A 14,406-nucleotide genomic window follows, 5' to 3' on the forward strand; every position below is an offset into this window, starting at 1 on the left:
GATGAGGCAGACGCCGGAGGAGGCCACGGAAGGGACGACCACGGCCTCGCACACCCCGCCCGACGCCGAACGGCTGCGCCGCTGGCGGATGGTCCTCGGGGCCGACAGCGCCGACAGCACGGGGTGCGCCCTCACCGGCCAGGACGCGGCGATGGACGGTGCGTTGAACGCGCTGTACGGCGGGAGCGCCGGGAAGAAGCCCAACGGCCGGGACACCGGAGGCCGTTCGGCGGGGCTCGGCGCGTCGGCGCCCTCCGTCGCCCGCTGGCTCGGCGACATCAGGACCTACTTCCCCAGCTCCGTGGTCCAGGTCATGCAGCGCGACGCGATCGACCGGCTCGGCTTGTCGGCCCTGCTCCTGGAGCCGGAGATGCTGGAGGCGGTCGAGCCGGACGTCCATCTCGTCGGCACCCTGCTCTCGCTCAACAAGGCGATGCCCGAGACGACGAAGGAGACCGCACGCGCCGTCGTCCGCAAGGTCGTCGAGGACCTGGAGAGGAGGCTGGAGAGCCGCACCAGGGCCACCCTGAGCGGGGCCCTGGACCGTTCGGCGCGGATCAGCCGGCCGCGCCACCGGGACATCGACTGGGACCGCACCATCCGGGCCAACCTCAAGAACTACCTGACGCTCCCGGCACCGGACGGCGGGGCGGCGACGGGGGCGACAGGGACGACCGGCACGGCAGCGGCGACGACGGGCACGGTCGTGCCGGAACGCCTCATCGGCTACGGCCGCTCCTCCCGGTCCGCCGAGAAGGACATCGTCCTGTGCATCGACCAGTCGGGCTCGATGGCCGCGTCCGTCGTCTACGCCTCGGTCTTCGCGGCGGTGCTCGCCTCCATGCGCACCCTCTCGACCCGGCTCGTCGTCTTCGACACGGCGGTCGTCGACCTCACGGACCAGCTCGACGACCCGGTCGACGTCCTCTTCGGCACCCAGCTCGGCGGCGGCACCGACATCAACCGGGCGCTCGCCTACTGCCAGTCGAGGATCACCCGCCCCGCGGACACCGTCGTCGTCCTCATCAGCGACCTCTACGAGGGCGGCATACGCGACGAGATGCTCAAACGGGTCGCCGCGATGAAGGCGTCCGGTGTGCAGTTCGTGACGCTGCTCGCCCTCTCCGACGAGGGGGCGCCGGCGTACGACCACGAGCACGCGGCGGCGCTCGGAGCGCTGGGCGCACCCGCGTTCGCCTGTACGCCGGACCTCTTCCCGGACGTCATGGCGGCGGCGATCGAGAAGAGACCACTGCCCATACCGGACAAGGAGTACCAACCGTAGCGAGGGACTTGCGTGACCCCCACGGGCTCGTGCAAGCATCGGCACCGTCGTTGGCGGAGGGACGCATTCCGCCCTCCGCCTCCACCCGCCTGCGCACCAGGAGCCCACCGAGGTGACCGCAACCACCGCTGCCCGCGCAGCCGTCGATCCGCGCCCGGCGCGCGGGACGGCATGGCGTCGCGCGGTACAGGTGGTGCTGTTCCTCGGCGGGCTGCTGGCCCTGGGCCTCCTAACGGGCGGCCGCGCGGAGGCGCAGGAGCGTCCGGACCCGGGCGGGTTCACCGCCGCCGTGGCGGACGCCGTGCCGAAGGGTGCGGTTCGGGAGGGCGCGGTCCCCGAGGACCGCGTCCGCACGGCAGTCGGGCATCCGGTTCGCCCGGACGCCGACGACGTGGCCGTGGGCCCGGCCGTCGGCCGGGTCGCGGAGCCGGTGGAAGCACCGGCCGTCGAGCCGCTCGCCGACCAGGTCGTGGACCCGGTCGCGGACCGGGCCGCGCAGCACGGGCCGACGCGGCACCGCCCCGCCCGGCCCGAGGCGGTAGGGAAGGCGAGCGCGGCGCTCGCCGCGGAACCCGTCGACTCCGCAGCGCCCGTGGTCGGGGGAGCGGGCGACGCCGTCGACCGGATCGCCGGCGAGGCGCGGCGGCCGCCGGTGGCGCCCCTGCCGGGGTTCCCTCCGCTCCTCTCCGTGCTCCCCGTGCCGGCCGGTGGCCCGGACGTACCGGGTGCGCCGGGTGCTCCGGCACCGTCCGTTCCGGGCGTCGGCCGTGGTGCCGAGGGACCCGCCGCACCGGGCCACACCGGCGCGGACGCCTCGGCCGAGCGCGCGGCCGGCCAGGACCGGAGCATCGGGGCGCAGCGCCTCGCCCGGGCCGTGCCGGACCGGTCCGGCACGGCGGACGCCGGGCACGCGCGGTTCTCCGCGCCCACGCTCCCGCCCACGCGGGACCGTGCGCCGTTCGCCCCCTGCGGCGACCTCGTGCGCACGGTGGTGGCCGATTCCCAGGGGCCGCGCGGCGGCGACCTGCACGCGGCCCCCGTCCCGGGCGGCCCGTACGCCGCGCTCGTCCGGGGCGCCGGGCTCCCCGCGACCGCCGCCCCGATCACCGACAGATCCGGCGAGATCCTCGAATTCCCCGGCTAGGGCAGGCCGTTCCCCCGCCTCGACCTGCCGCGCGGGGGCGGAACAGGTCTGCCCGCGTCCGGACGCAACCTCCGGACAGCCGAACATCTTCGAAGGATCCGACACACCCATGCACAAGAACATGCGCCGATCCATAGCCGTCGCCGCCACCGCCACCGGTATGTGGGCGCTCGGCACCGCCGCGGCGAGCGCGGCCGAGCTGCCCGTGTCCGTGCCGCTGTCCACCCCGGACCTGGCGGCCGAGACCTCCGACGCGACGGACGCCGCCCCGGACGTCACCGGCGCCGAGGTGGTCAAGGACGCCGAGGATGTCGCCGACGCCAAGGCCGTCGACCGTGCCGGCGACGCCGAGGACACGGTGACGAAGGCCGGGAACACGGCCGCCGAGGCGGTCGAGGACGCCGGTGCGGCCGATGTCCGGGGCGGCCTCCCGCCGCAGGTGCGCGCGCCGCAGAACCCGGAGTTCCCGCAGGCCGCCGAGGTCCCGGAGCTCGGTGGCGTACAGCGGGCGCCCGGGGCGGGCCGCCTCCCCGACGCCCGGTTTCCCGGCGAGGGCATCCCCGACGCGAGTATCCCCGACACCCGGATCCCTGACGCGCACTTCCCCGACGTGCGGGTCCCGGCGGCGCCGGTGGACGAGATCGACTACCTCTTCGGGCCGATCGAGCAGATCCCCGGCTACGCGCAGAGCCAGGTGCCGACCGCCGTCCAGGGCGCCCTGGCCGAGGCCGGGCCCGTCGTCGAGCAGATGTCCGACTCCGTGCTGCCGCCGCTCGCCGCGGATGCGGTCGGCGTGGCCGTCCCGGTCGTCGGGCAGGCGGTCGGCGATGTCGGCACGCTCGCGCAGGGCGTCGTCGGCGAGGTCGGGCCGTTCGCCCAGGGAGTCGTCGGCGACACCGGCGCCCCCTTCGTGCAGGGCGTCACGACCGAGGTCCAGCCGCTGGCGTACGGCGTCACCGGTGCGGCCGTGCCGTTCGCCGAGGGCGTCGTGTCCGAGGTGGGGCCGCTCGCGCAGGGGCTGACCGGGGACGCGGTCGCGCCGTTCGCCCAGGGGGTCACCGCCCGGGTGCAGCCGCTGGCCGAGGGCGTCGGGGCGCAGGCCCGGCCGTTCGCGGGCGGTCTGGCGGACACGGTCCGCGAGGACGCCCGTCCCGCCGTCGGCAACGCGGCAACCGGCGCCCAGGGCCTCACCTCCGTCGCCCCGTCCTTCGTCGCGGACGCGGCGCCCGGGCGGTAACCGGACGAGCGGGGGCGCACACGGCGCACGCGCCGTAGGCGATTCACTGCACCGGAGCACCCGGCGCCAGGGGGCCCGGGCCGGGTGCTCCGGTGCCCCCACAGCCCTTCCCGATCCCCGGCGGGCCCCGTCCGGGGGCCGGGAAGGGCCACCCTCTGTGACCGTTATCACCGCTCAGGTGTGATCTGCGATTTAGGGTCACGCGGAGCGCGGGGATAACCTGCCGGATGGACATGCCGCGTACGCGGACACCGTGTATGCCTCCCTAGTGACAGCGCAGTCACGTTGCCCTTCGCGGCACGCCCACGCAGAAGAACGAACCGCGAGACCACTAAAAGGGACGGACGCGCGTGGACCTGTTCGAGTACCAGGCGAGGGACCTCTTCGCCAAGCACGGTGTACCGGTGCTGGCCGGTGAAGTCATCGACACGCCTGAGGCAGCCCGCGAGGCGACCGAGAAGCTGGGCGGCAAGTCTGTCGTCAAGGCGCAGGTGAAGGTCGGCGGCCGCGGCAAGGCCGGCGGCGTCAAGCTGGCCGGCGACGTCGACGAGGCCGTCGCCCGGGCGACGGACATTCTCGGTATGGACATCAAGGGCCACACGGTCCACAAGGTGATGATCGCCGAGCTGTCCCCGGAGATCGAGGCGGAGTACTACGTCTCGTACCTCCTCGACCGCACCAACCGCACCTTCCTGGCCATGGCCTCGGTGCAGGGCGGCATGGACATCGAGGAGGTCGCGGAGAAGACCCCCGAGGCCCTCGCGAAGGTCCCGGTCGACTCCAACTCCGGCGTGGACATCGCCAAGGCCCGCGAGATCGTGGCCCAGGCGAAGTTCCCGGCCGAGGTGGCCGACAAGGTCGCCGAGGTCCTGGTGACGCTGTGGGACACCTTCGTCGCCGAGGACGCGCTCCTCGTCGAGGTCAACCCGCTGGTGAAGACCAAGGACGGCCGCATCCTGGCGCTGGACGGCAAGGTCTCGCTCGACGAGAACGCCGACTTCCGCCAGCCGGAGCACGAGGCTCTGGAGGACAAGGACGCGGCCAACCCGCTCGAGGCTGCGGCCAAGGCCAAGAACCTCAACTACGTCAAGCTCGACGGCGAGGTCGGCATCATCGGCAACGGCGCCGGCCTGGTCATGTCGACCCTGGACGTCGTCGCGTACGCCGGTGAGAACCACGGCAACGTGAAGCCGGCCAACTTCCTCGACATCGGTGGCGGCGCCTCCGCCGAGGTCATGGCGAACGGCCTGGAGATCATCCTCGGCGACCCGGACGTCAAGTCCGTCTTCGTCAACGTCTTCGGTGGCATCACCGCCTGCGACGAGGTCGCCAACGGCATCGTGCAGGCGCTCGCGCTGCTCGAGTCCAAGGGCGAGAAGGTCGAGAAGCCGCTGGTCGTGCGTCTCGACGGCAACAACGCGGAGCTGGGTCGCAAGATCCTCTCCGACGCCAACCACCCGCTCGTGCAGCGCGTGGACACCATGGACGGCGCGGCCGACAAGGCCGCCGAGCTCGCCGCGGCTGCGAAGTAAGGGACGAGGGACTCCAACACCATGGCTATCTTCCTCACCAAGGACAGCAAGGTCATCGTCCAGGGGATGACCGGCGCCACGGGCATGAAGCACACCAAGCTCATGCTCGGTGACGGCACCAACATCGTCGGTGGCGTCAACCCGCGCAAGGCCGGTACGTCCGTCGACTTCGACGGCACCGAGGTCCCGGTCTTCGGCTCCGTCAAGGAGGCGATGGAGAAGACCGGCGCGAACGTGTCCGTCCTCTTCGTCCCGCCGGCGTTCTCCAAGGCCGCCGTCGTCGAGGCGATCGACGCCGAGATCCCGCTCGCGGTCGTCATCACCGAGGGCATCGCCGTTCACGACTCCGCCGCGTTCTGGGCGTACGCGAACGAGAAGGGCAACAAGACCCGGATCATCGGCCCGAACTGCCCCGGTCTCATCACGCCGGGCCAGTCCAACGCCGGCATCATCCCGGGCGACATCACCAAGCCCGGCCGCATCGGTCTCGTGTCCAAGTCCGGCACGCTGACCTACCAGATGATGTACGAGCTCCGTGACATCGGCTTCTCCTCCGCCGTCGGCATCGGTGGCGACCCGGTCATCGGTACGACGCACATCGACGCCCTCGCGGCGTTCGAGGCCGACCCCGACACCGACCTCATCGTGATGATCGGCGAGATCGGCGGCGACGCCGAGGAGCGTGCCGCCGACTTCATCAAGGCGAACGTCACCAAGCCGGTCGTCGGCTACGTCGCGGGCTTCACCGCCCCGGAGGGCAAGACCATGGGCCACGCCGGCGCCATCGTCTCCGGCTCCTCGGGCACCGCCCAGGCGAAGAAGGAGGCCCTGGAGGCCGCCGGCGTCAAGGTCGGCAAGACGCCGACCGAGACCGCCAAGCTGGCGCGCGAGATCCTCGGCGCCTGACGCAGGCCGCAGGGACACACGCATACGGCGCGGGCCCGCACCCCTTTCGACCAGGGGTGCGGGCCCGCGCCGTTCGTGTACGCACCGGCGTCCGGCTCACCTCAGCTGGGGGACCAGCCGTTCCGGGCCGTGGGCAGGCTGCTCGTTCAGCGACTTCTGCAGCTCCAGATCCTGGGCGGTGAGCTTCTGCGGACCACCGCGCGGGGGTACGCCCCCTACCCGTTCGGGGGGCGAGATCGGGGGCTCGTAGTGGGTGGGCGCGGTGTGCAGGGTCAGCCCGGTCACGGCGATGAGCAGCGCGACGCCCCCGACGGCGGCCCGGGTCCACAGCCTGGCCTTGTTCTCGCTGCCGGTGCGCACGGCCCGGGCCGGCCGCGGTACGGGTACGTGCTCGGCGCGCGCCAGGCCGCCGAGCCGGTCGTGCAGCAGCGCCGACTGCTCGGCCGGCGCGGCGTCCGCCAGCTCGGGGAGCCGCTCGGCCACGGCGGCGCGGGCGGTCATCAGACGGCCCGCCGCCGCCGGGGTGCTGGCCTCCGTCTCGGCCGCGGTCTCCGGAAGGTCCAGGCCGACCCCGTCGTACAGGAGCAGCGTGCGCCGGTAGGCCGGGGGCAGGTCGAGCAGCGCGTCGAACAGCGCCCGCTTGTCCGGCTCGGTGGGCGGGGCGTCGGGGTGCCGGTGCGTGCGGCGCAGCCGGAGCCAGGGCGAGAGCGCGAACTCGTACGCCGCCGCGCGCACCCAGCCGTCCGGGTCCCGGTCGACGGCCACCTCGGGCCAGCGCTGCCAGGCCAGTTCGAAGGCGCGCTCGACGGACTCCCGGGCGAGGGCGCGGCGGCCGGTGAGCAGATAGCTCTGCCGGACGAGGGCGGGGGCGGCGCGGGCGTACAGCTCGTCGAACGCCTCGGCGGGGGAGATGCGCCGCTCGCCGGGCGCCTCTGCCGTGCCGCTCGGCCGATCGGGAGCCTCCGCCGTCCGGCTCCGCTCTTCGGCCTCCTCCGCGCCGGTGCGCGTGCCCGAAGCCGGGGGCGGGTCGGCGGTGGGCGCTGTCGGCGGGGCCTCGGGCAGGGGCGGGGCCTCGGGCGGGCCGGCCGCCGCCGGGGGCTCCACCGCCGGTTCGGGGGCGATGAGCTTGGCGTACAGCGCGCGCTTGCGTCCGCGCGGGTTGGTGCGCCCCGTCTCCCAGGAGCGCACGGTGGCGCGCGTGACGCCGACCGCCACCGCAACCTCCTCCTCGCTCAACGATTTCGCCTGGCGCAGTCTGCGGCGCTCCTTCGGGGAGGGCAGCGGCGGTACGGCGGCCTCGTCGGTCGTGCTCCCGGTCATGGATGACCCCCGGCAGCACCGCGCTGGGTGAAAAAGTACATAAACGTATATTGGGCGACACAGCGGCTGTTCGCGCGTTACGCGACATAAGCGCGTGTCGTTGGCAGCATGGGCCGCGTGACCCAAATGACGCAACGCACCCCGAAGGTGACGGTGCGACGGAACCGCACCCTCGCCCTGGTCTCCGCCCTGGTGAAGGGCGTCGTCGCCGCCGGGCTCGGCCTCGGGTCGCTGGCGGTGCTGGTCATGGTGGTGTGGATCAGCTCTCCGTACCCGGACAGCGGACCGGGCGGGGCGCTGCGCGCGGCGGCCGGGGTCTGGCTGCTCGCGCACGGCGCCGGTCTCGTGCGGCCCGACACCCTGAGCGGCGTTCCCGCGCCCGTCGGTCTGGTCCCGTTGCTGCTGGTGATCGGCCCGGTCTGGCTGGCGCACCGCGCGGCCCGCGATGCGGTGGAGTCGCAGGAAGAGCTGCGGGAGGGGTCGCACGAGGGGGCGCGGGACGGGTCGGCCGGGCCCTCGCGGGCGGGCGCGTTCTGCGGGGTGACCGCGGGATATCTGCTGGTCGTCGCGGGGGCGGCGGCCTACGCGCGGGGCGGCCCGCTGTACGCGGACCCGGACACGCTGGCGTTCCCGGTGGCGCTGGTGGTGGCGGGTGCGGCGGCCGCCGGGGTGTGGACGGCGGCCGGGCGGCCGTTCGGGCCCGCGCCGTCCTGGTCGCCCCTGGCCGTCCAGGAGGCCGTCGCGCGGACGCTCTTCCGCCGTCGCGCGGAGGCGGCGTTCGGGTCGGCGGCGGCGGGCCTGACGGTGCTGCTCGGGGGCGGTGCGCTGCTGGTCGCGGTGGCGCTCGGCCGGAACGCGGGGGCGACCCAGGACGCGTTTCTCGGGCTCGCGGGCGACTGGTCGGGGCGGATCGCCGTCCTTCTGCTGGCCGCCGCGCTCGTGCCGAACGCCGCGCTGTGGGGAGCGGCGTACGGGCTCGGGCCCGGCTTCTCGCTCGGCACGGGGGCCACCGCCACCCCGCTGGGCCTCGACGGAACCCCCGCGCTGCCCCGCTTCCCCCTGCTGGCGGCGGTCCCGGACCAGGGTTCGGGCGCCCTGCCGAACTGGGCGGCCCTCGCCGTGCCGGTGGCGGCGGCGGTGGCGGTCGCGTGGTTCGCCGTACGCAGGGCCGCGCCCCTCGACGCGCCCCGCGCCCGGGCCTGGAGCCCGCGCGAGACGGCGCTGGTGACCCTGCTCGCCGCTCTCGGGTGCGGCGTGGGGACGGCGCTGCTCACGGCGGTGGCCGGGGGGCCGATCGGCACCGGGGCGCTGAGCGTGTTCGGCCCGGTGTGGTGGCTGACCGGCCCGGCGGCGCTGGTGTGGACGGCCGTCATCGGCGTACCGGCGGCCCTGCTGCTGCGCCTTTGGCGATTGCGCACCCCGGGCTGGGCCTGGCGCAGGGACGTACCGGAAGCGGACGAGCCCGCGACGGCCGAGGCCGAGGAAGAAGGGGAAGACGTCGAGGAGGGCGGTGTCCTCGCACGTCCGCGCCGGTGGTGGGCGCCCTGGCGGGGACGGCGCGCGGCGGCGGGCGAGGACGGTGAAGCGGGGCCGGGCGGTCCCGCTTCACCGACCGCCTCCTCCGTACCGCCCCCCGGCCCGGCACCCGAAGCGGCCTCCGGCTTCGAGCCGTACGACTTCCTGCCGACCGACCCGTGGCACGACAAGGACGGTCCCTGGCACGGGAAAGAGGCCAGGGAGGCCCGTTGGGCCTCCCTGAAGCAGGGCTCCGGCGGACTGATGGCCGACTTCCCCGCCGATCGCACGGCCGACCGCGCCGGTGAGGCCGATCGCGCCGATGAGGCCGACCGCGCCGGTGAGGCCGATCGCGCCGATCCCGTCCCGGACCGCCGAGCGGCGGATCCGGGCGGGCCGGGAGCTACTCCTTGACGCCGAAGAACGGCTCCAGCGGCTTCGGCAGCTTGTCGTTGCAGGCCACCGAGGCGGACTTGGTCAGGGCGTCGTTCACGCAGGTGTAGTAGTCGCGGTAGACCAGCTGCACGGTGTACGACGTCGCCACGATGAGCAGCGCCAGCAGCGCGGTCACCAGGCCGCCGACCGCCGCCGTGGTCTGCTGCCTGCTGCTGACGTTCGACGGCGAGGCGGGCGAGGCCGGGGCGGCGGGCGAGCCGGGGGCGGCCGGGTTCGCGGGCGTACCCGCCGAGCCCCCGTCCACCGCCGTACGGTCCGTGGGGGAGGCGTTCTTCAGCGGGGTGCGCAGCGCGCTGATCGCCCAGTACGTCGCGAGCGCGCCCAGCAGCAGGGCGATCTCCGGGAAGTCGAAGAGGGCGAAGAAGAAGGCCCACATGCCGCCGAGCACCGCGTAACGGGCGCGCCGCTGCGCCGGGTCCGTGGGGTCCCAGCGCAGTCCGCCCGGGCCCCCGCGGTCGTTCCCGCCCTTGCCTCCCGGGCCACCGGCGCCGTTCCCGCCGGGACGGCCGCCGAAGCCGCCGCTGCCCCGGCCGGGCTGCCGGTCGCTCCACTGGCTGCCCCAGGCCGGGCGGTCCCCGTCGGAGCCCGAGCCGTTGTCGTCCTGCCCGTCAGAGCCCTGGCCCTGGGATCCGGAAGGACGGCGCGGCTGCCACGGCTGGTCCGGCCGGTCCGCGGGCGGCGCGGCGAAGGGGTTGTCCTCCTGCGGCTTCCCGGCGGAGCCGGAGTCCGGCGAGGAGGACTGGCGTTCCCGCATCAGCAGAGCGGACCGCTCCGGACGGGGGAAGCGGAAGGCGGTGCGGCGGCGTCGGTCCGGCATGTGGTGAACGTCTTCCCCATCTCGTCATGTCCGCCCGAAGGACGGTTCGTCCGCCCGGTGGACGGCTCGCTGTCCCCTGACGCTACCTTCCGGTCCCGCCCCCGTCCCGTGGGGGCCGTCGGGTGTGCCGGTATCGTTGCTGACGGTCGGCCCGTTCGTAGGGTTCCCCGTATCGGGCGAGGCGATTGATTCGTACGACCCTACAAAGAGCATGCCGCACCTGCGTCACCACGCGGTCATCACGTGAGAAAGGGCCCCGACGTGGCCTCCCCGCCCACCTCCGCCTCTCCTGCCCGGCTGGTCGTGCTGGTCTCCGGATCCGGTACGAATCTCCAGGCGCTCCTCGACGCCATCGGCGACGACCCCGAGGGGTACGGGGCGCGGATCGTCGCGGTCGGCGCGGACCGCTGGGGGACCGGTGGTGCGGAGCGCGCGGAGCGGGCCGGAATCCCCACGTTCGTGTGCCGGGTCAAGGACCACGCGACCCGCGCCGAGTGGGACGAGGCACTCGCCGCAGAGGTCGCCGCGCACCGTCCCGACCTCGTCGTCTCCGCCGGTTTCATGAAGATCGTCGGCCCGGCGTTCCTCGCCGCCTTCGGCGGCCGGACCGTCAACACCCACCCCGCCCTGCTGCCCAGCTTCCCCGGCGCCCACGGAGTGCGTGACGCACTCGCGTACGGCGTCAAGGTCACGGGCTGCACCGTCCACTTCGTCGACGACGGTGTCGACACCGGTCCGATCATCGCGCAGGGCGTGGTCGAGGTGACCGAGGAGGACACTCCGGAGGGCGAAGCCGCTCTCCACGAACGCATCAAGGAAGTCGAGCGCTCGCTGCTCGTCGAGGCCGTGGGGCGGATCGCCCGTGACGGCCATCGCATTGAGGGACGAAAGGTTCATCTCGGTCATGTCGGTGAATAAGCCCATCCGCCGCGCCCTGGTCAGTGTCTACGACAAGACAGGGCTCGAAGACCTCGCCCGCGGTCTGCACGAGGCGGGCGTCGAACTCGTCTCCACCGGCTCCACCGCCGGGAAGATCGCCGCCGCCGGAGTCCCGGTCACCAAGGTCGAGGAGCTCACCGGCTTCCCCGAGTGCCTGGACGGCCGCGTCAAGACGCTGCACCCCCGCGTCCACGCCGGCATCCTCGCCGACCTCCGTCTCGACGCCCACCGCGAACAGCTCGCCGAGCTGGGCGTCGAGCCCTTCGACCTGGTCGTGGTGAACCTCTACCCGTTCAAGGCGACGGTCGCCTCGGGCGCCTCCGACGACGAGTGCGTCGAGCAGATCGACATCGGCGGCCCCTCGATGGTCCGCGCCGCCGCCAAGAACCACCCCTCCGTGGCCGTCGTCACGAGCCCCGAGCGGTACGCGGACGTCCTCGCGGCCGTGAAGGCGGGCGGCTTCGACCTGACCGCCCGCAAGCGGCTGGCCGCCGAGGCGTTCCAGCACACCGCCGCCTACGACGTGGCCGTCGCCTCCTGGTTCGCGGACGACTACGCGGCCGCCGACGACTCGGGCCTCCCGGAGTTCCTGGGCGACACCTTCGCCCGCAAGAACGTCCTGCGCTACGGCGAGAACCCGCACCAGCCCGCCGCGCTCTACACCTCCGGCGACGGCGGTCTCGCCGAGGCCGAGCAGCTGCACGGCAAGGAGATGTCCTACAACAACTACACGGACACCGACGCCGCCCGTCGCGCCGCCTACGACCACGCCGAGCCCTGCGTCGCGATCATCAAGCACGCCAACCCGTGCGGGATCGCGATCGGCGCCGACGTCGCCGAGGCGCACCGCAAGGCGCACGCCTGCGACCCGCTCTCCGCGTTCGGCGGTGTCATCGCCGTCAACCGCCCGGTGACCGTCGAGCTGGCCGAGCAGGTCGCGGAGATCTTCACCGAGGTCATCGTCGCCCCGGCCTACGAGGACGGCGCCGTGGAGGTGCTGGCCCGCAAGAAGAACATCCGCGTGCTGCGCGCCCCCGACGCCCCCACCGCCGCCTTCGAGGTCAAGCCGATCGACGGCGGCGCGCTGCTCCAGGTCGCCGACCGCCTCCAGGCCGACGGCGACGACCCCGCCGGCTGGACGCTCGCCACCGGCGAGGCGCTGACCGAGGCCGAGCTGAAGGAGCTGGCCTTCGCCTGGAAGGCGAGCCGCGCGGTCAAGTCCAACGCGATCCTGCTCGCCAAGGACGGCGCCTCGGTCGGCGTCGGCATGGGCCAGGTCAACCGGGTCGACTCCGCCAAGCTCGCCGTCGAGCGGGCGGGCGCTGAGCGGGCCGCCGGTTCGTACGCCGCCTCCGACGCGTTCTTCCCGTTCCCCGACGGCCTGGAGATCCTCACGGCCGCCGGTATCAAGGCCGTCGTCCAGCCGGGCGGATCCGTCCGCGACGAGCTGGTGATCGAGGCCGCGCAGAAGGCCGGCGTGACCATGTACTTCACGGGCACGCGCCACTTCTTCCACTGATCGCCCCGGCGTCCGGCGGCGGCCGCACCCCTCCCCCGGGGGTGCGGCGGCCGCCGTGTCCGTCGTACGGGATCGGCTCGCCGCTCTGTTCTAATGACACGGCCGTAGCAATCCCCAGCAGGGACAGTCACCGTGCTTGAGCTGAACAAGAGTGGAACGGACCGGTCGGGGCCGGGGCGGCTGCCGGCCCAGGACCCGGGGCCCGACGCCGCCCCGGACACCCGCCCGGCAGGCGACTCACCGAGCACGGGCCCGGTCGCCTCCGCCGACCGCGTACCCCTGCGCCCGTACCTCATCGCCGGCGCCATCCTGTGCGCGCTCTACTTCCTCTACGGGTACTTCCAGTACGCCCGCTTCGGCTCGCCCTCCTGGGACCTGGGGATCTTCGAGCAGGAGGTCCGGGCGTACGCCGGGTTCGACGCGCCGATCGTCGACATCAAGGGCCCCGGATACCTGATCCTCGGCGACCACTTCTCCCCGATCGTGGCGCTGCTCGCCCCGCTGTACTGGATCTGGCCGTCCGCCGCATCCCTGCTGTTCGCCCAGGCCGCGCTGTTCGCCCTGGGCGCGGTCATCGTCGGCCGCACCACGCAGCAGATCCTCGGCGGGCGCTCCGGGCTCTGCGTCACCGTCGCCTACGGACTCTCCTGGGGCATCCAGGAAGCGGTGAAGGCCGACTTCCACGAAATCGCGTTCGCCGTACCGCTGCTGGCCCTCGTCTGCCGGGCCCTGCTCCTGAAGCGGTACACGGCCGCCCTGCTCTGGTCGCTCCCGCTCGTCCTGGTCAAGGAGGACCTCGGCGCGACCGTCGCCGTCGTCGGCTTCCTGCTCTTCGTGTACGGCCGCCGCCTCCAGGGCGCGCTGCTCGCCGCCTTCGGGGTCGCCGCCTTCGTCGCCACCCTCGTCGTCCTCATCCCGGCGGCCAGCAGCGCCGGACGCTACGACTACTGGACGAAGATCGACAAGAACGGCGAGCAGGACGTCTCGATGCTGGACTCCGTCCTCGGCGTCCTCAACTCCTCCGTCAAGATCGAGATGCTGGTCTTCCTGATCGGCATCACCGCGTTCATGGCGCTGCGTTCACCGCTGACGCTGCTGATCCTCCCGACGCTCGGCTGGCGGCTGCTCTCCCAGGACAGCAACCACTGGGGCATGGTCTGGCACTACAGCGCGATCCTCATGCCGGTGCTCTTCCTCGCGCTGGCCGACGGCGTCCGCCGCAGCCGCGGATCGCACCGCCCCTGGCTCGCCTCGTACGCGAAGGTCGCCGTGCCCGTCGCCGCCGCGATCGCCGTCGCGATGACCCAGCACCTGCCGCTGCGCGATCTGCTGCGCCCGGAGACCTACCGCACCGACGACGCCCGCAGCCAGGCGGCCCGGGCGGCGCTGGACGCCATCCCGGCCGGGTCGCGGGTCGAGACGGACATCACGCTGATGGCCCACCTCACCTCCGACCGCACTGTCTACTGGGTCGGCGGAGCCCCGGGCACCGCACCCGACATCGTCGCCATCAACCTGGACTTCGGCTGGTCCCGCCCGATCCAGGACCCGGTGGCGTACGCCGAGCAGCTGCACCCGGAGGCGCGCTACCGGCTCAAGCACCGGGGCGGCAGCTTCGTGGTGATGGAGCGCACGACACCGGAGCCGACAAAGATCCCGGGCGTGGGCGACGGCTGAGCGGAGCCCCCCGGACATGCCGCGAGGGCCGCACCCGATCACGGGGTGCGGCCCTCGCG

Annotated in this window: 11 protein-coding genes; 9 read left to right on the plus strand and 2 right to left on the minus strand. The window is 73.6% G+C overall.

The window, feature by feature from the left end; all coding sequences use genetic code 11:
- The first annotated feature begins 1 nt into the window (after nucleotide 1).
- From RNL97_RS20535 to sucD, 5 genes are all read left to right on the plus strand, one after another.
- Nucleotides 2-1,285: a VWA domain-containing protein gene (locus RNL97_RS20535; RefSeq protein WP_313751030.1), complete on the plus strand. Its 1,284-nt coding sequence runs from the start codon at nucleotides 2-4 to the stop codon at nucleotides 1,283-1,285.
- A 112-nt stretch (nucleotides 1,286-1,397) separates the two neighbouring features.
- Nucleotides 1,398-2,429 carry a hypothetical protein gene (locus RNL97_RS20540; protein ID WP_243314868.1) on the plus strand — a complete coding sequence of 344 codons (1,032 nt, stop codon included), beginning with the start codon at nucleotides 1,398-1,400 and terminating at the stop codon, nucleotides 2,427-2,429.
- Nucleotides 2,430-2,538: 109 nt separating this feature from the next.
- Nucleotides 2,539-3,666, plus strand: coding sequence for a hypothetical protein (locus tag RNL97_RS20545; protein WP_243314870.1), 1,128 nt, complete (start codon nucleotides 2,539-2,541; stop codon nucleotides 3,664-3,666).
- Between the two features lie 350 nt (nucleotides 3,667-4,016).
- Nucleotides 4,017-5,198 carry an ADP-forming succinate--CoA ligase subunit beta gene (gene sucC / locus RNL97_RS20550; protein WP_030577813.1) on the plus strand — a complete coding sequence of 394 codons (1,182 nt, stop codon included), beginning with the start codon at nucleotides 4,017-4,019 and terminating at the stop codon, nucleotides 5,196-5,198.
- Nucleotides 5,199-5,219: 21 nt separating this feature from the next.
- The gene (gene sucD, locus RNL97_RS20555; protein WP_006126995.1) at nucleotides 5,220-6,104 is read left to right on the plus strand and encodes a succinate--CoA ligase subunit alpha; all 885 of its coding nucleotides are present in this window, start codon (nucleotides 5,220-5,222) and stop codon (nucleotides 6,102-6,104) included.
- Between the two features lie 96 nt (nucleotides 6,105-6,200).
- On the opposite strand, the gene RNL97_RS20560 is transcribed toward sucD, so the two are convergent.
- Nucleotides 6,201-7,424, minus strand: a complete 1,224-nt coding sequence (locus RNL97_RS20560; RefSeq protein WP_030577810.1) for a helix-turn-helix domain-containing protein — start codon at nucleotides 7,422-7,424, stop codon at nucleotides 6,201-6,203.
- A gap of 126 nt (nucleotides 7,425-7,550) precedes the next feature.
- On the opposite strand from RNL97_RS20560, the gene RNL97_RS20565 reads away from it, so the two are divergent.
- A complete protein-coding gene (locus RNL97_RS20565) occupies nucleotides 7,551-9,353 on the plus strand; it encodes a cell division protein PerM (protein ID WP_313751652.1) in 1,803 nt (600 codons plus the stop codon).
- Here the strand turns inward: RNL97_RS20565 and RNL97_RS20570 are convergent.
- Nucleotides 9,343-10,212, minus strand: coding sequence for a hypothetical protein (locus RNL97_RS20570; RefSeq protein ID WP_030577805.1), 870 nt, complete (start codon nucleotides 10,210-10,212; stop codon nucleotides 9,343-9,345). The genes RNL97_RS20565 and RNL97_RS20570 overlap by 11 nt on opposite strands.
- 261 nt (nucleotides 10,213-10,473) lie before the next feature.
- Between RNL97_RS20570 and purN the strand changes: the two genes are divergently transcribed.
- The 3 genes from purN to RNL97_RS20585 all read left to right on the plus strand — a co-directional run bounded on the left by purN (nucleotide 10,474) and on the right by RNL97_RS20585 (nucleotide 14,347).
- Nucleotides 10,474-11,130, plus strand: a complete 657-nt coding sequence (purN, locus tag RNL97_RS20575) for a phosphoribosylglycinamide formyltransferase (RefSeq protein WP_030577803.1) — start codon at nucleotides 10,474-10,476, stop codon at nucleotides 11,128-11,130.
- Nucleotides 11,117-12,670, plus strand: coding sequence for a bifunctional phosphoribosylaminoimidazolecarboxamide formyltransferase/IMP cyclohydrolase (gene purH / locus RNL97_RS20580; protein WP_030577801.1), 1,554 nt, complete (start codon nucleotides 11,117-11,119; stop codon nucleotides 12,668-12,670). The genes purN and purH overlap by 14 nt, the downstream gene beginning before the upstream one ends.
- A 132-nt stretch (nucleotides 12,671-12,802) precedes the next feature.
- Complete coding sequence (locus RNL97_RS20585) at nucleotides 12,803-14,347, plus strand: DUF2079 domain-containing protein (RefSeq protein WP_313751031.1); 1,545 nt, start codon at nucleotides 12,803-12,805, stop codon at nucleotides 14,345-14,347.
- The last annotated feature ends 59 nt before the right edge of the window (nucleotides 14,348-14,406 follow it).

Origin of the sequence: Streptomyces parvus (assembly GCF_032121415.1) — a bacterium.
GTDB lineage: Bacteria > Actinomycetota > Actinomycetes > Streptomycetales > Streptomycetaceae > Streptomyces > Streptomyces globisporus_A.